The sequence below is a fragment of the Haloarcula montana genome (assembly GCF_035666295.1).
Lineage (GTDB): Archaea > Halobacteriota > Halobacteria > Halobacteriales > Haloarculaceae > Haloarcula > Haloarcula montana.
This window is the reverse complement of the sequence record NZ_CP142027.1, coordinates 2,721,533-2,741,170: the sequence shown is the minus strand read 5'-3', so window position 1 is coordinate 2,741,170 and position 19,638 is coordinate 2,721,533. Positions and strand designations below refer to the sequence as shown.

At 65.3% G+C, this 19,638-nt stretch carries 15 protein-coding genes; 6 read left to right on the top strand and 9 right to left on the bottom strand.

All coding sequences use genetic code 11. The features are described from left to right. Positions 1-11: 11 nt before the first annotated feature. The gene (locus VJ109_RS14525; protein WP_324757688.1) at positions 12-719 is read left to right on the top strand and encodes a helix-turn-helix domain-containing protein; all 708 of its coding nucleotides are present in this window, start codon (positions 12-14) and stop codon (positions 717-719) included. Here VJ109_RS14525 and VJ109_RS14520 read toward each other — a convergent pair. The 3 genes from VJ109_RS14520 to VJ109_RS14510 all read right to left on the bottom strand — a co-directional run bounded on the left by VJ109_RS14520 (position 716) and on the right by VJ109_RS14510 (position 4,602). Beyond that, positions 716-1,858, bottom strand: coding sequence for a hypothetical protein (locus VJ109_RS14520; RefSeq protein ID WP_324757687.1), 1,143 nt, complete (start codon positions 1,856-1,858; stop codon positions 716-718). The two genes, VJ109_RS14525 and VJ109_RS14520, sit on opposite strands and share 4 nt — an antisense overlap. A 147-nt stretch (positions 1,859-2,005) precedes the next feature. Further along, positions 2,006-3,355 carry a hydroxymethylglutaryl-CoA synthase gene (gene hmgB / locus VJ109_RS14515; RefSeq protein ID WP_324757686.1) on the bottom strand — a complete coding sequence of 450 codons (1,350 nt, stop codon included), beginning with the start codon at positions 3,353-3,355 and terminating at the stop codon, positions 2,006-2,008. Between the two features lie 68 nt (positions 3,356-3,423). Next, positions 3,424-4,602, bottom strand: coding sequence for a PKD domain-containing protein (locus VJ109_RS14510; protein ID WP_324757685.1), 1,179 nt, complete (start codon positions 4,600-4,602; stop codon positions 3,424-3,426). Positions 4,603-4,866: 264 nt separating this feature from the next. On the opposite strand from VJ109_RS14510, the gene VJ109_RS14505 reads away from it, so the two are divergent. Beyond that, positions 4,867-7,710 (top strand): BGTF surface domain-containing protein, encoded by a 2,844-nt coding sequence (locus tag VJ109_RS14505; protein WP_324757683.1) that lies wholly within the window; start codon positions 4,867-4,869, stop codon positions 7,708-7,710. 73 nt (positions 7,711-7,783) lie between these two features. Continuing rightward, entirely contained in the window at positions 7,784-9,091 is a 1,308-nt protein-coding gene (locus VJ109_RS14500; protein ID WP_324757682.1) for a hypothetical protein, read from the top strand. Here VJ109_RS14500 and VJ109_RS14495 read toward each other — a convergent pair. After that, entirely contained in the window at positions 9,083-11,155 is a 2,073-nt protein-coding gene (locus tag VJ109_RS14495; RefSeq protein WP_324757681.1) for an Ig-like domain-containing protein, read from the bottom strand. The two genes, VJ109_RS14500 and VJ109_RS14495, sit on opposite strands and share 9 nt — an antisense overlap. Positions 11,156-11,200: 45 nt before the next feature. After that, positions 11,201-11,788: a DUF2150 family protein gene (locus VJ109_RS14490; protein ID WP_324757680.1), complete on the bottom strand. Its 588-nt coding sequence runs from the start codon at positions 11,786-11,788 to the stop codon at positions 11,201-11,203. Positions 11,789-11,950: 162 nt separating this feature from the next. Here VJ109_RS14490 and VJ109_RS14485 point away from each other — a divergent pair, with 162 nt between their 5' ends. Continuing rightward, positions 11,951-12,241, top strand: coding sequence for a hypothetical protein (locus VJ109_RS14485; RefSeq protein ID WP_324757679.1), 291 nt, complete (start codon positions 11,951-11,953; stop codon positions 12,239-12,241). On the opposite strand, the gene VJ109_RS14480 is transcribed toward VJ109_RS14485, so the two are convergent. Together VJ109_RS14480 and pdxS are read right to left on the bottom strand one after the other, a co-directional pair. Beyond that, a complete protein-coding gene (locus tag VJ109_RS14480) occupies positions 12,238-13,422 on the bottom strand; it encodes a mechanosensitive ion channel family protein (RefSeq protein ID WP_324757677.1) in 1,185 nt (394 codons plus the stop codon). The genes VJ109_RS14485 and VJ109_RS14480 overlap by 4 nt on opposite strands. Before the next feature lie 44 nt (positions 13,423-13,466). After that, the gene (gene pdxS, locus VJ109_RS14475) at positions 13,467-14,375 is read right to left on the bottom strand and encodes a pyridoxal 5'-phosphate synthase lyase subunit PdxS (protein WP_324757676.1); all 909 of its coding nucleotides are present in this window, start codon (positions 14,373-14,375) and stop codon (positions 13,467-13,469) included. 147 nt (positions 14,376-14,522) lie between these two features. Between pdxS and VJ109_RS14470 the strand changes: the two genes are divergently transcribed. Next, positions 14,523-16,010, top strand: coding sequence for a hybrid sensor histidine kinase/response regulator (locus VJ109_RS14470; RefSeq protein ID WP_324757675.1), 1,488 nt, complete (start codon positions 14,523-14,525; stop codon positions 16,008-16,010). Positions 16,011-16,048: 38 nt separating this feature from the next. Then, positions 16,049-16,804: a DUF1405 domain-containing protein gene (locus VJ109_RS14465; protein ID WP_324757673.1), complete on the top strand. Its 756-nt coding sequence runs from the start codon at positions 16,049-16,051 to the stop codon at positions 16,802-16,804. A gap of 1 nt (position 16,805) precedes the next feature. On the opposite strand, the gene VJ109_RS14460 is transcribed toward VJ109_RS14465, so the two are convergent. Together VJ109_RS14460 and VJ109_RS14455 are read right to left on the bottom strand one after the other, a co-directional pair. Continuing rightward, complete coding sequence (locus VJ109_RS14460) at positions 16,806-17,939, bottom strand: citrate synthase (RefSeq protein WP_324757671.1); 1,134 nt, start codon at positions 17,937-17,939, stop codon at positions 16,806-16,808. Between the two features lie 242 nt (positions 17,940-18,181). Next, positions 18,182-19,609 carry a citrate/2-methylcitrate synthase gene (locus tag VJ109_RS14455; protein ID WP_324757669.1) on the bottom strand — a complete coding sequence of 476 codons (1,428 nt, stop codon included), beginning with the start codon at positions 19,607-19,609 and terminating at the stop codon, positions 18,182-18,184. Positions 19,610-19,638: the final 29 nt, after the last annotated feature.

The window sequence follows — 19,638 nt, the reverse complement described above, 5'->3', positions numbered from 1 at the left end:
CTTGTGGACTAATGACAGGCGGAGCCCGAGCCGATCTCGCGGAGAAGATTGCCGGCGAGGTGGCACTGAGTGGCGAGCCGGGTGCGACGCTCCGCAAGTGGCGGACCGACTTCGACATCGCACAGACGGAACTCGCCGACCACCTCGACGTCTCGCCGTCGGTGATCTCCGACTACGAGAGCGGGCGCCGCGACAACCCGGGGATCGGCGTCCTCCGGCGGCTCGTGAGCGGGCTGCTCGACATCGACGAGGCCCGCGGCGGCGAGCACATCCGCCAGCACGCCCGGGTGATCTCGGCGGGGTTCGACAGCGACGTGGTCCACGATCTCCGGGAGTACACCGCAAACGTCGGCGTCGAGAGCGTCTACGAGGCGACCGACGCCGTCGAGCTAGCCCGAGGGAGCACCGACACGGTCTCGGGCCACACCGTCATCAACTCGATCGAAGCGATCAGACGGCTCTCCTCGGACGAGTTCTACCAGCTGTACGGCCAGTCGACGAACCGGGCGCTCGTGTTCACCGGCGTGACCCGCGGTGAATCACCGCTGGTCGCACTCCGCGTCGTCTCACCGACGCCCAACGCCGTCGTCCTCCACGGGATCAACGAGGACGATGTCTGGGAGCACGCGGCCGACCTGGCCCGCATCGACGATTTCTCGCTCGCGGTCACTGACACCGACCTGGACGATCTGCTCGCCGGACTCCGGACGATCCCCTAACAGCCGGCGTAGGCCGACGAGGTCCGGAACCCGGTCGCGTTCAGATGGTCCGCAGTGGTCCGTGAGAGCTGTTCGGTCGGGGAGCCGGTGGTCAGCCAGCCGTCGGAAGTGTGGTAGCCCCCCGACAGCTCCCCGGCGACCATATGCAACAGCGCATGGGTCGTCGCAGCCACCCGGAACGACGCCGAGCCGGTGTACTCCGACCGGGGCTGTCCGTCAACGACGCCAGCGTAGCCGGGGGCGTCGACCCGGACCGCGGTCCGATCACTGGAGACGCTCCCCAGCGCCACGTAGCGGTACGTACACCGGCGTGGCCCCAACCGGTCAGGACTGTACAGTCCCCGATACTCGGTGCCGTTGACGTCGACAGTGGCTCCGGAAACCGGACCCTGTTCTCTCGTGAGATGGAGCCTGATCCCGGTCGATCCGTCAGGGTTCGAGACAGGCATCCGGTCCCAGATAGACCGGAGTTGCTGTCGCTCCGAGTCGCTGAGCGGCGGGGACTCCTTGCCGTGGCCGACGACGACGTAGAGGTCCTTCCGCTGTGGATCGGCCCCCGGTAACGCCGCCCCAGAGGGCGTCTCACCGGCTCGTTCCCAGGCGTCCGGGATTCCATCGCCGTCGGTGTCGTTCGTGGCCGGTGCCGTCGGGCGCGTCGCGACCACGTCCCCGGCGAACACGCCGGCGTTCGGGTCGCCGGCGATATCGTCGGCGCCGCTGACCGCGCCACTCTCACCGAGATCGCCGATAGCGCCAGGCAACATCGCGACCCCGAGCAACATCACGCCCATCAACAGCATGATTCCCGTGGCCATCTTGACCAACGGCGAGTTCGGGACGACGAACCGATACGCCCTGACGAGCGGGCCACCACGGGTAAAAAACAGCGTGATCCCCTTGGTGACGACGACGACGAGTAGAAACCCCGTCAGCACGGTCCCGAGGATCGCCCCAACGTAGATGGCGGCGAGGGGGACCTCTCCCAGGCCGACAGACCCACTCGGGACCCCCGGAACTGTCGGGCCGCCGTCCGGGGGCGCCACAAACCTCGGCTTGAGGAGAAATAACGCCCCGCAGACGCCGACGACGGCACCCGCGAGAGCCGCGGTCGGCTGTGGTCCGTACGACCAACGTGTCATGCACAGTTGTGCCACGGTTGCGGACAAAACGGCTTCGGTTACTACTAGAGAACTGTCACAAGCTGTATCGGACGGCTCCGGACCGGAGTCGGCGAAACTGTCGGCCAATGCGTCGCTTCGGGTACTCTCCGAGAAGAGGCGTGCCGATTACTCGACGTAGCGGTACTTTCGTTCGCCCATGCGACCCCAGCCGTCGAAGGCGAACTCCGCTTCGGGTGGGGTCAACTCCTCCGCGTCTTCCTCAACGTGTGCGTCCATCGCGTGGTTGTGGACATCGTGGATCTCTTCGTACTCCTCGAAGGAGAGGTCATAGCGGCGCTGGATCTGGTCGTCGATGTCCAGGGCCGCGATCTCGTCTTCCCACCCCGGAACGATCGTCTCGGCGTGGACCTCGGCCTGTGCACCGGAGCCGTACGACGCCACCAGCAGTTTCTCGCCGGCGAGGTCGATATCCTGTTCCATGGCTACTTTCAGTCCGGACGCACGGGCGAGATGCACGGAGCCGGTGTACCAGTTCCCGACGTGCCGGGAGATTTCGAGTGTCGGCTCGATGGCCTGGTTGTACCAGTCCCGGTACCGTTCTGTCTCGGTGAGTGCGTCGGTATACTCCCGGATGGCGTCGTTGAACGCCTCCTCGGAGTCAAACGTCTCCCGGACGGGTTGGTGACCGATCTCCTCGGCGAGTACGTCCTCGACATCTGTCCCGCGGACGATGTGTCGGTAGCCGAGGGCTGCGGCTTTCCGGACCATCCCCGGGAACGGCGTGTGAAACGGGATCATGTGATAGTCGTCGGGGTGGATCGATCCCGAAACCGTCGCGAAGTCGTCCAGTGCCTCGCGCATCCGTGCCAGATAGACCTTCACCGAGCGCTTGCCGTCGACGGACGGGAACTGCTGGTTGGGTTTGAGGAAGTCCGTCTCGTCGGCGCTCCCGTAGCCCTGTTCCGTCGAGAGTTCGACGATGGCCGGCTCCTCGTCGATGAGCATCGCAACCGCGCCAGCACCCTGCGTCGCCTCGCCTGGGTCGTCGCGGGCATAGAGGGCAGTGTCAGTCGCGATGACGATGGCTGCCCGATCCCGGTTCCGACCGGCACGAATCCAGTTGTACGCGTCGTCGACGCTCTGTGTCCCGGAGATACAGGCGAACTTCCGTTCGCCCTTGTTGGCGTGGTGGAAGTCGTCGTCGAACACCTGTTCGAGACACCCCGCGATGTACGTCGAGACGGGCTTTGAGTTGTCGAAGGAACTCTCCGTTGCGACGTCGATCCGACCGATGTCGTCGGGTTCGAGTCCTTTCCGGTCCATCAGCCGGTAGGCCGCGTTGGCCCCCATCGTCACGATGTCCTCGTAGACATCCGGGAACGACGACGCGTGGAGCCCCAGCCCCTTCGTATACTTCCCGGGGTCGTCGCCCTGCGCGGGCGCGAACGTCTCCGCGAGGTCGAGTTTGAGCTTCCCCGTCCAGATCTCGATGGCGTCGATACCGACGGCTGTCATACTCGGGGGGTCGGTACCGGAACGTAAGTTACTGTCGACTGCCTTATCGACAATTGTCGTAACTAGCGTCAGTTACACGACGTACTCGACGTGATCGGGCTGTCCGGCGAGCCGTCAGCGGTATCGGTGATCCGTCGGCACCGCCGATTCCCGGCATCGTCGACGGCGACGATGGTAAACGTGTACTCCTGTGAATAGCCGTAGAATTCAGTATACGTCTGGGGAGAGTCAGTCGTATAGCTCTCTTGTGGATTGGTACTAGCACCGCTCTGGTTGACGTAGACCGTCGTCGACTGGAGGTTCGTATCGGAGACGCTCCATTCGATGTCGTACCTTGCCTGAGAGAATATGAAGAAAGACCAACTCTGATCGGTCACCGCAAACGTCTCGATGGTCGGGGGATCGTCCACGACCACAGAGCGGGTCGTCGTGTTCGCCGCACTATCGTCGTCGGTGACACGGAGGGTGACAGACCGGGTTCCTTCGGTCGAGTAACTCGTGGTGGTCGTGGGATCGGTCGTCGTCCGATCGTAACTGCCGTCTCCGTCGAAGTCCCACTCGTACGAGTCGATCGTCCCGTCGTCATCGGCCGAGCTACCCGCATCGAAGGTAACCGATTCGCCAGTCGTTGGCCCGGACGGGTCGTAGCTGAACGCCGCCGTCGGAGGCGAGTTCGGTTCCGGCGTCGGGCCTGGTGTTGGAGTCGGGGTTGGCGTCGCCGTCGGAGTCGGCGTCGGGGTTGGTGTCGCAGTGGGCGTCGGAGTCGCCGTGGGTGTTGGCGTTGCGGTCGGGGTCGGAGTTGCTGTCGCAGTCGGCGTGGCGGTCGCTGTGGGTGTTGCCGTCGCCGCCGGGAGCTGGACGACCTCGTCCAGTAAGACGGTGTTCGAGGCGGTGTGGACGACGAGCAGCTCAACGCGGTCGCCGGGCGAGCTGTAAGGGTGTACCCACTGCTCGCTCGGATCGAACGTCGCGTCTGTGCTCGCAACCGGCGTAAACACGGTCAGTGAGTACCTGGCGCGTGTCCCGTTGTCGAGGACGACAGCAACGTCGGCGGCCGCGACCGAGTCGCCGCCCCGGTGGCTCAGAACGAGAGCCCCGCCGTCGAACTCGGCGCCGACGTCCACGAGGACGCTGTCGGACCGGTCCTGGCCGTCCAGGATGACGAGCCCCACACTGCCCACCACCAGGATGATGACGGCTGTCAGCAGGGCGACACCGACGACTTCCGACTGTGCGCGCCCCCTCATTATCTGTACTCGACGAACACGGAATAAGATAGTTGTGGATGGCCACAGCTTTCGAGCGGTCGGAACGACAGCCGGTGGACCGACACGCGACTGCCGAGTCCGGGAGACTGTCAACTGAGATGGGTATGGGCGCCTTCGGACGGCAGACCCCTCCTGCAGAGAGCCAAAGTAATATATGAAGACCACCCAACTGGCATCAAACGTGCGAGAACCAGTCGCGTTCTGTCCCGAACCGAGCCGATATCGCCCCGTGTGGGAGCCCCGATGACAGGGACAACACCCCGGGTCCGTGCGGTGGGACTGACACTGGTGGTCGTTGCCGCGCTGGTCGTCGCGGCGACAGCGTCCGGTCCCGTGTCAGCGACGCTGGTTTCGGGCACCACGGCGACGCTGACCGACGGCCCCAACTATCTGGGTCAGGACTATCGCATCGATGTCACGCAGAACCGGCCCAACGAGTTCCAGGCCGGGAACGGTGAGACCGTCTATCTCATGGAGGTCGACCCGGAGGACGACACGGTCAACCGGACAGTGCAGGCGCTACAGGTCCGAGACGGTGAGATTCAGCTCGAAACCGACTCGATCGACATCGGCGGGAGGCGGACGTTCGCGCTCAACACGGTCAACCGGGTCACAGACACGGCGGTCAACTTCACGCTGGAACCACAGGAGTTCGCCGTCGACTGGGAGCGCGACAGTGTCTCGACCACCAGCGACGCGGTCTCTTTGGAGGTCACCGACAGCAACCGGGTCGCCGGCAGTTACAACGTCACGATCCGTGCCGACGACTTCAGCTACGAACAGCTCCGGGCGCTGTTCGTTCATCCGGGCAGCAGCGTCACCGAAGTTACCGACCAGGAGCACCTGCCATTGGACAGGCTCGGCTACGACCGCGACAGCGGTGACGACGTGACCGACCTCCGCGAGGACGGCTACATCACGCTGAACCTGCGGAACTCCATCGACTTCCAGAACCGGGAGGAGATCGTCGCGAACTTCTCGAACCTCGACGCCCGGTCGGAACTCCCCGATGACGGGGCGTACGAGTTCGACGTGCTCGTCAGCGACACCACCGCGGAAGACACGGCCACGATCGATATCGGCGGCTCGGACGCCGAGTTCGATCGTGACCTCTACACCCGTGCCGCCGGTGAAATCGTCTCCGTTACCGTGGAACTCGACGCAGCCGACACGGCTTGGGTCCAACTCCGCGACCGGAACGACGCGTTCGTCGACGTGCTCTACCTCGAAGACGACGACGACGACGGCGAAGTCACGTTCTACGCGAACACCCGATTGATGGGGAGCGACCACTCCTCGCTGGAGGGCATCAGCCCCGGGGACACGGACGTAGTGTACTTCTCCGAGGAGGACACCGTCGAGAGCTACATCCACCACGAGGCGGTCCAGTCCGGCGCGGTCACGGATGTCTCGGACGCGCAGTTCTACGCCGGCGAGACGATCAACGACTCCGCCGAGGTCAATTTCACGGAGTACATCCAGGAGGTCAACGGGAACACCCCGACGACACAGCTCCCGCGTCCCCTCCAGCCGACGAGCTACGAGCTGGTACTCGACCAGCGCGGGCGCTTCCTGATCGAGGACGGCGAGCCGGTTGTCGAGAACGCCGTCGGCGTCGCCGAACTGGATCTCGTCCAGCCGACGCTAAGCGACTCGCAAGTACACGTCGCTCCCAGTGACGCTGCAAACGAACCGATCGGGAGCGGGACGCCACTGACCGAGCGAGACACCGTCGCCATCGACGACAGAGTCGTCATCCGGTACGAGACCACGGGACTGTCCGGCGCGCTGGCGACAGTCGACTACGCCCAGAACAACAACGACATCAACGAAGGACTCGAAGAGGGGTACCGGACAAACGTCCTCTACGGGCTCGCCGTCGACCACGAGGGGACCGACTGGGAGGGCGAGGGGATAACCTTCCGATTCGAGGGACCCGAGCGGGTCAACGCGCCGTCAGAGAAGTTCCCGTTACAGCAGCCGGGCACCGCTGATGCCTATCTCCGTCTGGACCAGCAGGTCGCAGAGGACGACAGTGGGAGCCTCTCGCTGATCGTCGATAGCGGCTCGGACCGGTTCAAGGACGTGATCGACGACGGGGATAGCTTCGATGCCGAGTTTACCTACGAGGCGCGTGACGACCGGTTCCTGTTTGCGACACCGAGTGGCCCCCAGGGCGGGGCAAACGGGGATATCGACGAGCCCGCCTACCCCTACTACGCTAGCGAGTTCACCACCAACGTCACGCGAAACGAGCGAATCACCTTCGAAGAACCAAACGTCACCTTCGATGCGTCCGACGATGGAACGGTTGAACTCACCCCGTCGACGACCGCCAACATCACCGGGCGGACGAACCTCGCGCCGGGATCGAACGCGACCGTCGTCGTCCGGCTGACGCCACCCTCGGATACACTCCCGGACGAGGACCCGAGCTTCTACGCGGAAGACGAGATCGTCGTTCGCGAGGACGGGACCTTCAGGGCACAGTTCGATCTGAGCGGGCGGACAGTCGGGGAGAACGCCACCGTCCGGTTTTCGCACGACAACGACCGCCTGGTAACCGCCGATGGGGTGTTCAAAGACGTCGACACGGTCCGTCAGCCGTTCTTCGAGACGGAACTCGACGCGCCCCGGAGCGTCGGCCCGAACGGGAGCGCGAACGTCACCGCAACGGTCACGAACACCGGACGGGTTGCCGGCACGGCCGATCTATCGATAACCGTCGACGGTGATACGGTGATCCGTGGCGTGTTCGACCTCCAGCCTGGCGAATCAGAGCGTTTGAATCGTACCATCGAGGGTGAGGGTGACGTCGACGTCGTCGCCAGCAGTCAGGACACGAGCCAGCAGGCGACGATCACGTTCGAGGCGGCGTCGACGCCGGCACCCACACCCTCTCCGACGGCGACGCCCACACCCACCCCGAGCCCGACACCGACACCGGAGCCGTCCCCCGAACCGAACACGCTCACGCCGATCCCGACCGACAGCGGTGGCGGCGGGGCGCTCCCGTGGCTCGTCGGCGGCGTGGTCGTGCTCCTGGTAGTGGGTGCCGGCGTCGTCATCTACCTCCGGGAGCGATAGCGATGGCGGAAAGCTATTCGGTTCCCCAGGACAGATGGACGAACAGCACCACATGAGCGAGGAGTGTCCATAGATGGCCCCGACGAGACGGTCCGTGTTGCGTTCGCTGGCCGGCCTCACGAGCGCGGCAGCCGTCGGAACGGGCCAGGCAGCGGCCCAGGAGACGGAGACCGACGAGGAAGACCCGGCGACACGGCTGGCGACCCGCACTGACCGGATCATGGACGGACTGTCGTGGTTCGCCGAGGAGTACCCGGCGGCGATATCGGCCTACCGTGAGGCCGCGGCCGACGTGCTGGACGCCGTCCGGGAGCAGGGGGAGTCGGTGCCGCTGACCGAACGTGACGTCGCGCGCCTCGACAGGGAGATCCGAAGCCCGCGTATCGATATCGGCTGGCCCTACGACGTCTGGTGGAGCGAGGACGAGCGGCTCTGGCGGTACGTCCCGATCGACTGGCGCCGACCGCAGCCAGCAACCGCCGGGGCGACGCCGCTGGACGGCGACGCGATCCAGGCGCTCCGGTCGGTGACGACGGCGTTTGCCGACACCTACGAGCGCGAACTGGGCGAGTATTTCCGCGGGGCCGAACGAGAACGACGGTTCGGCCGCAGCACGCTCGACAGCATCGAGCGGTTCAACGAGCGCGGCGACGCAGTGATGGTCGTCGCCGGACTGGTGCGCCTGTACCGACACTACGAGGCCGTCGCGAGCGAGCGGTTCGTCGACTCGACGCTCTCGCGTGATCCGATCCGGTCGGCGCTGGCGGAGACGTTCGTCGCCGACTCCCCCGAGCAGATCCCGCTGTTCGAGATCGACTATCGCCGGGCCGGGTTCCGTGATACCACCCACCGAGCGGTCGTCTACAGCGACGATATCGCCGAGACCCGGGTCCAGGAGCTCTACCGAGCCCAGCCGGTGTCGACGATCGACGGCGCTGCAGTCGCAAACGACTCTGTCCGGCTCCAGGAAGTCACGAAACCGCTATCAGTCGATTCGGACCGGATCGATCGGTGTTACGTCGTCGTCAACGAGTGGACCCGACCCGCGGCGGGCTACTACAGCAGCGACCTCCCCTCCCAGCCGCTGTTCGTCCAGCGCTACACCAGTGCCGAGGCCGCCCAGGTCGCCCGCGAAACGATCCTGAGCCGGTCCGGAATCTCCCGTGCCGGCGGCGTGACGGTCCGTCTGGGCGGGGCCGACAGCGAGCCCTGGACACCGTTCTATTACCCCTATCAAAGCGAACTCTGGAGCGGCGCGTTCCGCCGGGTTGGACCCCATCTCCTCGTGGCCGGCGTCGCGCGGCGACCGTTCGTCCACCGGGCCGACGGGTGGGAAGAGCCGCTCGCGCTGTCGTGGGTGTGGGACGGGGAATCAGGGTAGGCAGCGCGTCATATCCGACTTAGTGAACGATCCGGAACCGTCTGCGGTGTCGGTCAGTTCCAGACATTCGAGTTCGTACCCCGAATCCGTGTAGATTCGGACCCGGATAGTAAACTGCTCACCGCCAGAGCCGCCTTTTCCGGAGAGAGTGATATCGTCCTGTCGGGGTTGGTCGAACGTGCTCGTCTTGCTCTCGCCGATAAGAGTAACTTCGACCTCGCCGAACTCATCGTTCGCTGATGGATGAGCCGCGAAGTAATCGAAGTCGTACTCCGCTTTCGGGTTGCTCTTGCTTGCGTCGGTTACATCGTTGATCTCCAGCCGGTCGAAACAGTCGAAGAAGGCACAGTCGTGCTGTTCGGACCAGTCGCTTGCACTGTTCGAATCCACCCAGTCTCCGTCGACCTTCTTCCGGACTGCGACCTGGCGTTCGGTATCGTCAGTGCCACTCCCGTTCTGGAAGTTGAACGAGGTTCCATCGGAGAAGGTCCTGCCCTCGTATGCGAAGTAGTCGACAACTGTGTTGGTGTCGTCTTCGAGCGTGATATTGTCTCCTCCGTTAGCGAGGTCACTGTTGAAGTTTTGCACATCGGAGAGTCCCCAAAGATCCTCAACTTCTCCGGGATTGCGTGCGAAGTACACCGTCTCGTCAATGTTGTTCAGCGTCGCCAAGGTGACGCCATTGTCGTTTCGAAGCCGCCAGCCCGACGTATCCGTATTCGAGATGTCAAGCCGGATGATCTCACCCTGGTCGTCGGGCAGCGTGTCGGGATTGGGCTGGACTGCGGTGATGAGGGCATAATCTCCTGTGACTGGGCTCGGGTTCGACGGGTTCGAGTTTCCGGACTTGACCTCGACGCTCATCGAGACGTTTTCAGGGGTCTCCGCGTCGAAGGTATCATCCAGTCCGACGTAGCTGACGTTGATCCGGTGGGTTCCCGTGTCGTTGGCGGGGAACGACTGATAGCGAAAGCGGACGCGCCCGTCGCTGTCCGAGACCGGCTGGACCGGTTCGATAACGCCGTTGTTCGTGCCCCGGACCGACGCCGATACCGCGGTCCCCCGGACGGGGTTGTTGTAGCTGTCCCGTACCTCCAGAACGAGTTCCGTACTCTCCCCACGGGTGACCTGGGCACCGTTGCCGCTGATATTGGTCATGTACGCGGCCGAGGTGTCCGTGGCTCCGACACCGACGCCGGCTTTCGCCAGTTGGAGCTGGTAGTCCACGCCGCGTTCGAAGGTGATCGTCAGCTGCCTGTACGGGCCCGGGCCATCCGTCGAACTGACATCGGCAACGTATCGGTCGTCGTCACCACTGCCTGGTGTGGAGTCGATCTCCTCAGCCAGCAGTTCCGTCTCCCACGTGGACTCGGGGATTCGGGTCAGAAACGAGACCGAGACGTTCGTCGTCGCCGAGTCGTTGGTGACAGTGATAGTGCGCTCGGAGTGGCTCACCGGGCGCACGTCGACCGTCGTCGAGCCGCTGGAACTCCGACTGAGAGTGCCGTTGAGCGCGACCAGCGAGATCGAGCGGCCGTTGACGACGGTCTGCTCCGAGAGGGTGATGTTGCCGGTCCGGAACTGATTGAACGCGACCGAGTTCTCGTAGAAAGTGTCGGGTGCGTCGTAGAGATTGTAGTTGGGCGAATAGACGACTGTGCCGGTGTTGTACCGCCGTGGCTGCGTCCCGGTCCAGTAGTCGCCGGTTTCGCCGCTTGCGGAAGCGTTGTCGATCGTGACGTTGATGTCGTCCGTCTCGGTGCCGTCGGTCCGCAACGTTCCCGACGACGGTCCCGGGTTCAGCGCCAGCAGCCGGCTGGGATAGCGCGTCCCGAGCTGAACGCTCACCGCCTCGGTACTGGACGTTCCAGGGACGGAGACGATCGAGTTCCGGAGATCCTGGAGCTGTTGCTGGACCTCCTGGTTGTGGTTGAACTCCACTTCGCGGTTCTGGTCCGGGACGACGAACGCCTGGTAGGTCGAAAACGCGATAATGAGGATGCCGAACAACAGGACAGCACCGACCTGCACCGACTGTGCGCGCTCCTCGCCCAGGAACTCCATGTAGATCTTTTTCCGTAGGCAGATAAAAACCTGTCCGCCCCAGTATCAGCTCGCTTCGTCCTCTTCCTCGACGACCTCGGGGTCTTCCATCGCGGTCTGGAGGCTGTCGAGGCCGTTGACCCATTCCGAAACCAGGCCGTAGTCGAGGTCTTCCGCGACTTCCATGGCCAGTTCGTCGCCGTCGATGATGCGGGTCCCGGCCTGGACACAGTAGCCCAGCGCGGCGTCGAGGTCCTCCTCGGCTTCCGCGTCGGCGGCGGCCGCGATGTAGTCGGCGACCGTCCCCTCGTCGGCGACGCCCTCCGCCACGTACTCCTCGGCGGCGTAGAACACGCAGACCAGCGAGGTCTGGACGCCATCGATCAGCATGACCGTCTCCTCGTCGTCGAGTGCGACTTCTTCGAGGACGATCTCGCGGACACCGCGTAGTTCCTCCAGCGCGGTCTCCTCGTCGAGTGTCCCGTCGTCGTAGTCGGCGAGGATCTTGACGACCGCGATCGCTGTGTCGTCCTGCAAGTTCAACAGCAGGCGTGCCGAGTCTTCGTTCTCGGGGTCCACGTCTTCGTCGTCGATACGGTCGATCCAGTTCTGCCAGCGTTCGTCAGTGTAATACTCCCCCGGCGGAGTGCTCATATCACTCCCTACGCGTGGCCCGGGATAGTAGTTTCGACCGGAGATTTCCCCGAGCTTGGCGGGAAATCGCGGGACTGCAGCCGGATCGAACGCGAGCCATGATACAGATCCCCGGACGAAGTCGACGCCGGTTTTAAGAACGATAGCGTGCTACGATATCACATGTCACAGTGGCGTCCGGAGCCGAACCGGCACAGACGCCCGGTCGGTGAGGTCGCCACACGCGTCGGGACGGGACTCTTACTCGTCGCCATCCCGCTCGCGGCCGGCGCGTTTCTCGGACTCGTATCCGGGGCCACGATGACGGCGGCGCTATCGACGGCGACAACGGCGGTGACGGACCCGCCAGCCGCAAACGGGGCCGCCCGGCTGTTCAGGATCGGAGTGCTGGGTGTGCTAGCGGGAAGCTGGATTCTCGGGTTCGGCCTCGTCGTCGAGGAACTGTGGGCCTAGTCGTCGGTCTCCGTCCGCTCGGCGAGTGAGGCCAGTTCCTCGGGCGGTGCGTCCTCGCCGTCGTTCCGGACCGAGAAACGCCGCTGGGGGAACGGGACGACGATCCCGGCCTCGTCGAAAGCGGCCTTGACCGCTGTGACCACCTGCGAGACCGCGCGCCACTTCCGGGGCGGCGTCGGGTGGTCGATCCAGAACCGCAGCTCTAGGACGATCGCCGAATCACCGAAGGACTTCGGGACGATCTGTGGCGAGGGGGAGTCGACGACACCCTCGACGCTCGCGATGGCGTCGTGTGCGACTTCGCGAGCGCGCTCGATGTCGGTGTCGTAGTCGACGCCGACATCGAGAGTCAGTCGGAGCCGTCCTTTCTGGCTGCGGTTGGTGATCGCACGGTCGGCGACCTGGTCGTTCGGGATGACGACGAACTCCCCGTCGAAGTTCTCCAGCCGGGTGTTGAAGATCGTGATGTCAGTGACGATCCCCTCCTCTTCACCCAGTTCCACCCAGTCCCCGATCGTGAACGGCCGGGAGAACATGAGGACGAACCCGGCGATCAGCGACCCCAGCGTCTGGCGGGCCGCCAGGCCGACGACGATCCCCAGGAACCCGGCTCCGACGAGGAGGCCGCTGAGGTTCTCACCCCAGAGGGTCAACGCACCGGAGAGTACGGTCAACAGAATCACGACCTGTCCGACCCGGAGGACGATCTCTTCCTGGTGATCGGTGATCCGGTCGGAGCCGTCACCGAGGCGGTCGACGAGCCGCTTCAGTTGGTCCGAGGCCGCGAAGCCGATCGCCGCCAGAACGACCGTGATCCCGACCTTGGACAGGTCGCTCGTGGCAATCTGGCTCAGGCGCCCGCTGGGATCGATGACCTCCCAGAGGATGAGCGTCGCGACGACCGCCACTGCGACGACGGTCAACTGGACCGTCCGCAGAAGGATACCCGAGGAAGAGGTCGGTGCCAACCGCTCGACGATCCCGTAGGCGCCGTCGAAGTGGTCAGTGAGGTATTGCGAGAAGAGGACGTGTCTGGCGGCCCGAACGGCCACAGGGAACACGATAACCACGAGGACGAACGCCGAGAGGAGGACACCGAAGGTGATGGCTGTCCGCCCGTACACCGCCGAGAGCTGTTCGAGGAAGTCCAGCGCTCCCTGGACCACCCCGGAACCTTGCATACCTCCGTAGAACAGGCGCTCGTTTTTGTGTGTTGTCGTTACGATCAGACGCCGCGTCCCTGCATCTTCTCGTCTTCGGGCAGGTCGGCGTTGGCGTCGCCGGACATCCCCTTGCCGACGTTGGTCGCGATCGTTTTCAGTGTCTCGGGGTCGTCCCAGTTGTTGACGGCCTCGACGATCGCGGTCCCCATCGCCTCGGGGTCCTCCGCGCCGAAGATGCCCGAGCCGACGAAGATGCCGTCACAGCCGTGGTGCATCATCAGGGCGGCGTCGGCCGGCGTCGCGATACCGCCAGCAGCGAAGTTGACGACCGGGAGTCGTCCCATCTCGGCGGTCTCGTGGACCAGATCGGCCGGTGCCTCGTGTTCGCGAGCCCACTTCTCGCGTTCCTCGTGGCTCATCCCTTCGAGTTTGCGGATCGAACCCTTGATGTTGCGCTGGTGGTGGACGGCCTGGTTCACGTCGCCGGTGCCGGCCTCACCTTTCGTCCGGATCATCGCCGCGCCCTCGTCGATGCGACGCAGCGCCTCCTGGAGGTTCCGAGCCCCACAGACGAACGGTGCAGTGAACTCCCGTTTGTCGATGTGGTAGCGGTCGTCGGCGGGCGTGAGCACCTCGCTCTCGTCGACCATGTCGGCGCCGGCCGCTTCGAGGATCTGGGCCTCCTTCGTGTGACCGATACGGGCCTTGCCCATCACGGGGATCGACACCTCGTCGATGATCGACTCCAGCGAAGCCGGGTCGGCCATCCGGGCGACGCCGCCGCGCTTGCGGATGTCGGCCGGGACCGCTTCGAGGTTCATCACCGCGACCGCACCGACATCCTCGGCGATGCGGGCCTGCTGGCGGTCGACGACGTCCATGATGACGCCCCCTTTCTGCATCTTCGCGAAGCCGCGTTTCACGAGGTCGGTACCGCGGCGAAGGTCCTCCAGATCGGTCGCTTCAGACATTGACGACGGGTTAGGTCTGGATTTACTTAACGCGTGCCCTTGGCGGACTCACGTGGAGTGGCTGCTGGCCTCACGTGGCCCCGCGGCAGGAGATTCGACCGCCTGGCTGCCAGTGATGTTTTATCCGGCGGCGTCGAATCACCCGTAATGCGACCGGAATGGCCGCCCTCGGAACGCCGGGGCGAAGTGTCCGTCCTCCACGTCGACGACGACCGGGCGTTCCTCGACGTGACAGCGGCGATGATCGAACGCGAGTCCGGGCAGCTCCGTGTGACCTCCCTCGACGACCCCACCGCGGTCCTCTCCCACGTGGAGACCGAGACCGTCGACTGCGTGGTCTCGGACTACGATATGCCGGAGATGAACGGACTAGAGCTCCTCGAAGCCGTCCGCAAGCGGTTCCCCGACCTCCCGTTTATCCTCTTTACCGGAAAGGGAAGCGAAGCCGTCGCCAGCGAAGCGATCTCGGCCGGTGTCACCGACTACGTCCAGAAAACCGGCGACAGCGAGACGATCGAGATGCTGTGTAACCGTATCGAGAACGCCGTCGAACACGCCCGCACCGAAGAGCGCCTCGCCTACGAGAGCAGCCTGCTCGATACGCTCTTCGAACGCATCCCGCATCACCTCTACGTCAAGGACGAGGAGGCCCGGCACCTCCGTGTGAGCCACGCCCACATCGACGAGCCCGAACAGTTGCTCGGCAAGACCGACAGGGAACTCTATCCGGAGGAGCACGCGGCCGATACCTACGAGGACGACATGCGGGTCATCAGGGACGGGGAGCCGATCATCCACAAGGAAGAACACACGAACGAGGGCAAGGCCGAGACCCATAGCTTCGATAAGATCTACGAGCAGTACGAACAGGAGCCGGTCACCGACAAACAGCGCTACGACGAGTGGGCGCTGACCTCGAAAGTTCCCTGGCGCGACGACGACGGCGAGATCGCCGGCCTCATCGGGATCACGCTCGACATCAGCGATCGGAAACACTACGAAGAATCCCTCGAACGGCACTCCGAGCGTCTCGAAGAGTTCCTCGCACAGGTCGTCCACGATCTCCGATCACCGCTGCAGGTGGCCGATTCGAACCTGGCGTTGCTCCGCGAGGAGGGGCTGGACGCCGATCGGTTGGATTCGATCGAGCGAGCCCACGGACAGATCGGGGCGCTGGTCGACGACCTGAGCCGGTTCGCGCGACACGGCGAGATGGAACCCGATCCGGAACCGGTCGACCTCGAAGCGCTCGTCGAGCGGATCTGGGAGCGCCACGAATCCGTCGACGCGACGCTCAGCGTCGGTTCGCTTCCTGAGGTCGTGATCGATCGGACCGACGTCCGACGACTCCTGACGAACCTCGTCGACAACGCCGTCGACCACAGCACTCCCGGCGTCCGTATCTCCGTCGGCTCTCTCGACGACGCGGGGGACGGCGGGATATTCGTCGCGGACGACGGCCCGGGACTACCGAGCGACGATCCCGGGCAGGTGTTCGAAGCGGGCTATACGACGGCGAGTGACGGCACCGGGCTGGGCCTATCGATCGTCGAGACGATCGCCGACCGGCACGGCTGGGAGGTCGTCACCACAGAGAGCGACACGGGCGGTGCGCGCTTCGAACTCCGGTTCTGACCGCTACCGTTTTGCCGCCCCCTCCCGACCGACCTCACATGGTCTCACTCGGCGGGCGCATCGAGGCAGTCGTCGCACGCGGGTTCGACGGACCGCTCCCGGAGACCGAGGGGCTTCCGCGGTACGTCGCGCCGCTCCCGGAGTGGCTGGAGAACGTCGGCCTCAGACTGGCCTGGCCGATCGCGCTGGTCAACCTCGTCGGGACGCTGTTCGGCTTCTGGTACTACGCCGGGCGTCCGACGGATCTGGCGCCGCCGCTGGTCGAGGGCCAACTCGGGGCCGCGCCGCCGCTCGCATATCCGTTGATCCCCGACTCGCCGGTCGCGACGATGTTCATCGGGCTCTCGTTTGCCGCCTGGCGGCTGGACTGGAACACTGAGTGGCTCCACGCCCTGGCCTTTTTCGGCTGTATCAAGCTCGGGCTCTGGACCCCCTACGTCCAGTTGATCGTCAACGGGCCGGCCGGCATCGCCACCTGGCTCTACTGGTTCCTGATCCTCTCACACCTGGCGATGGCCGTCGAGGCGTTTCTCATCCACCGGTACGCGTCGTTTTCCGTCCCCGCCGTCGCGGTCGCCGCCGGGTGGTACGGCTTCAACGACGTCGTCGACTACTTCGTCCCCGTCCTGGAGGGGCCACACCACACCGTCCTCCGGGCGGAGGTCGTCGCCGGCGGGCTCGATCACACGCTGCCGGCCCACGATCTGGCGGCCGGTTGGGCCGTCGTGTTGACGCTGGTTGCGACGTTTCTCGCACTGGCGACCCGCGCAGAGAAGCTCAAGCGCGGCGGCTGAGTCACCGGCGGTCGACCGGCGTCCACGTCCGATCGGTCGCGCCGACGTACGTCGAGACCGGCCGGATCAACCGGTTGTCGTCGAGTTGCTCCAGACAGTGGGCCATCCAGCCCCCCGCCCGGCCGACGGCGAACGTCGCGGTGAACAGGTCCCGGGGGATTCCGACGCCGTGGAGCAGCGCCGCGGTGTAGAACTCGACGTTGGTCGCCAGCCGGCGGTCCGGTTTGTGCTCGGCCAGCGCGTCGAGCGCGACCGACTCGAACCGCTCGACCGTCTCGTAGAAGCCATCCGCGTCGGTCCCGGCGTAGAACCGCTCGGCCGCAGCGGAGAGGACCGCCGCCCGCGGATCGCGAACCCGGTAGACACGGTGGCCAAAGCCCATCAGTCGCTCGCCGGCGTCGAGGCGGTCACGGACGTACCCCTCGGGATCGCCGGAATCGTGGACTGACTGGAGCATATCCAGCACCGGTCCCGGCGCGCCGCCGTGGAGCGGTCCCTTGAGCGTCCCGACCGCGGCCGTCGCCGCCGAGACCAGGTCCGATTCCGTGGAGACGACTGTCCGCGCGGTGAACGTCGACGCGTTGAGCCCGTGGTCGATCACGGTCGTGAGATACGTCTCTATGCCCCCGACCGCGTCGTCGCTCGGTCGCTCGCCCGTCAGCATGTACAGGTAGTTTGCGGCGTGGGACAGTTCCGGGTCAGGGTCGACGGGCGACTCGTCCTGCCGGTAGCGCCAGTAGGCCGCGACGATCGTGGGAACGACGGCGACGACGCGTTTGGCGGCTTCGCGGGAGTCGTCCGCGTCGGTCCCGAGACTGGCGGCCGCGACCCCCATCCGGAGTGCATCCATCGCGGAGTCGCCGTCTTCGGCGGCACGACACAGGACGCCGTGGACCGCCTCACCGACGGTCCGCCGGGTTGCGAGGGCAGACCGAAACCGGTCGAGTTCGGTTCCCGTCGGCAACCGGTCCTCGAACAGGAGGAAGACCGCTTCCTCGAAACTGGCGTGTTCCGTGAGTATCTCGATCGGGTACCCTCCGACGACGAGTTCCCCCGCCTCGCCGTCGACCCGGCTGAGTCGGGTCTCAGCGACGGAGATACCTTCCAGTCCCGGCCGGACGGTCTGTCCGGTCATGCTATCGCGCCCCGGATCGCGGGTAGCCCAGTCGGGAGGCGAGACAACGACACTCTGACCGACAGGACGACACGTGTGGGTTGTGATCCGAACATCGATACTGGAGGAACCACCGGCAGAACCGTAATATCTCGGAGAATCCATCTTCTCCCGTTCGAGTGATACGCGCGCCCGAAGGCAGACAGTCGGCGAAACGAGGGACCGAGCGGGACACGGCGGGGAAGCCGTGTTCCCCTCAGTCGTTACGCGTCCTCGGGTACGACATCACCGGCCAGGACCGTCTCGACGAACCGCTCACCGGCCGCGGTCAGCGCGTACCCCGACTCGTCGTCCGCGACGAACGCGCCCCTGAGCTGTCGGAGGTGGTAGTTGAACCGGCCCTTGTCCTCGATCGACGTCCGCTCGCGAAGCGTCGAGTACGCGATCGCGCCGTCAGCGGCCGCCAGTGCCAACAGCATCTCCAACCGGGCCGGTTCAGAGAGTGTCTGTAGCGTCTCGGAGACCGGTTCGACGGGGACCGCTCCCAGCGCGGTGCTACCGGGCTGTCGATCCCCGATCGGTGTCCACGACCGCCCGGTCGGGCCGACGTATCGGGAGACCGGCCGGACCAGCGTGTTCTCCCTGCGCTGTTCGAGACAGTGGGCCATCCACCCGGCGATCCGGGCAACGGCGAAGGTCGGCGTAAACAGCCCGGGTGGAACGTCGACTGCGTGGAGTAACGCCGCGGCGTAGAACTCGACGGTGGTGGCCACGTTCCGCCTGGGGAAGCGCTCGTCGAGTGCTTCGACGCCGGCGGACTCGATCGCCCGAACGGTCGAGAGGAAGCCGTCGCCGGCCGCGGGGAGTCGTTCTATCGCCGCCGAGAGGACCGCTGCCCGCGGGTCCCGGACCTCGTAGACCCGGTGACCAAAGCCCGGTAACTCGTCCCGTTTCGCCAGCAGGTCTCGAACGGCCGTCTCGACATCGTCGGCTTCGTGGGCAGTCCGGAGCAGACCGTACACCTGCTGGAGGGTCCCCCCGTGGAGCGGGCCTTTGAGTGTCCCGACTGCGGCCGTCGCGGCCGAGACGAAGTCCGACTCCGTGGAGACGACCGTCCGTGCGGTGAACGTCGACGGGTTGAGTCCGTGGTCGACGAGTGTCGTCAGGAACGTCTCCAGTGCCCGGGTTTCCGCCGCTGTCGGTCGCTCGCCGGTTACCAGGTACCGATAGTTCGCGGCGTGGGACAGTTCGGGGTCCGGATCGACGGGCGACTCGTCCTGCCGGTAGCGCCAGTAGGTCCCGACGATCGTGGGAACGACGGCGATCAATCGCCGGGCAGTAGCCGACGGCTCCGTACTGTCGGTCCCGAGAGTGGCGGCCGCGACCCCCATCCGGAGCGCGTCCATCGGTGCCACGCCAGCCCCCGCCGCTGCGTCGAGGAGTGCCCGAACGGCGTCGTCGATACCCCGGGAGTCGACGAGGGTTGATCGGATCGTCGCCAGTCGGTCGGCCGTTGGGAGGTCCCCGTCCAGTAGCAGCGCGACACTCTCCTCGTAGGTCGCGTTCGCGGCCAGTTCCGCGATCGGGTAGCCCCGGACGACGAGTTCGCCGGCCTCGCCATCGACGTCACTCAGTTCCGTCTCCGCGACGGTGATCGACTCCAGGCCGGGATCGAAGACCGAGGGTGTCACAGTGGGTACACCTCCAGCGCCCTCGGATT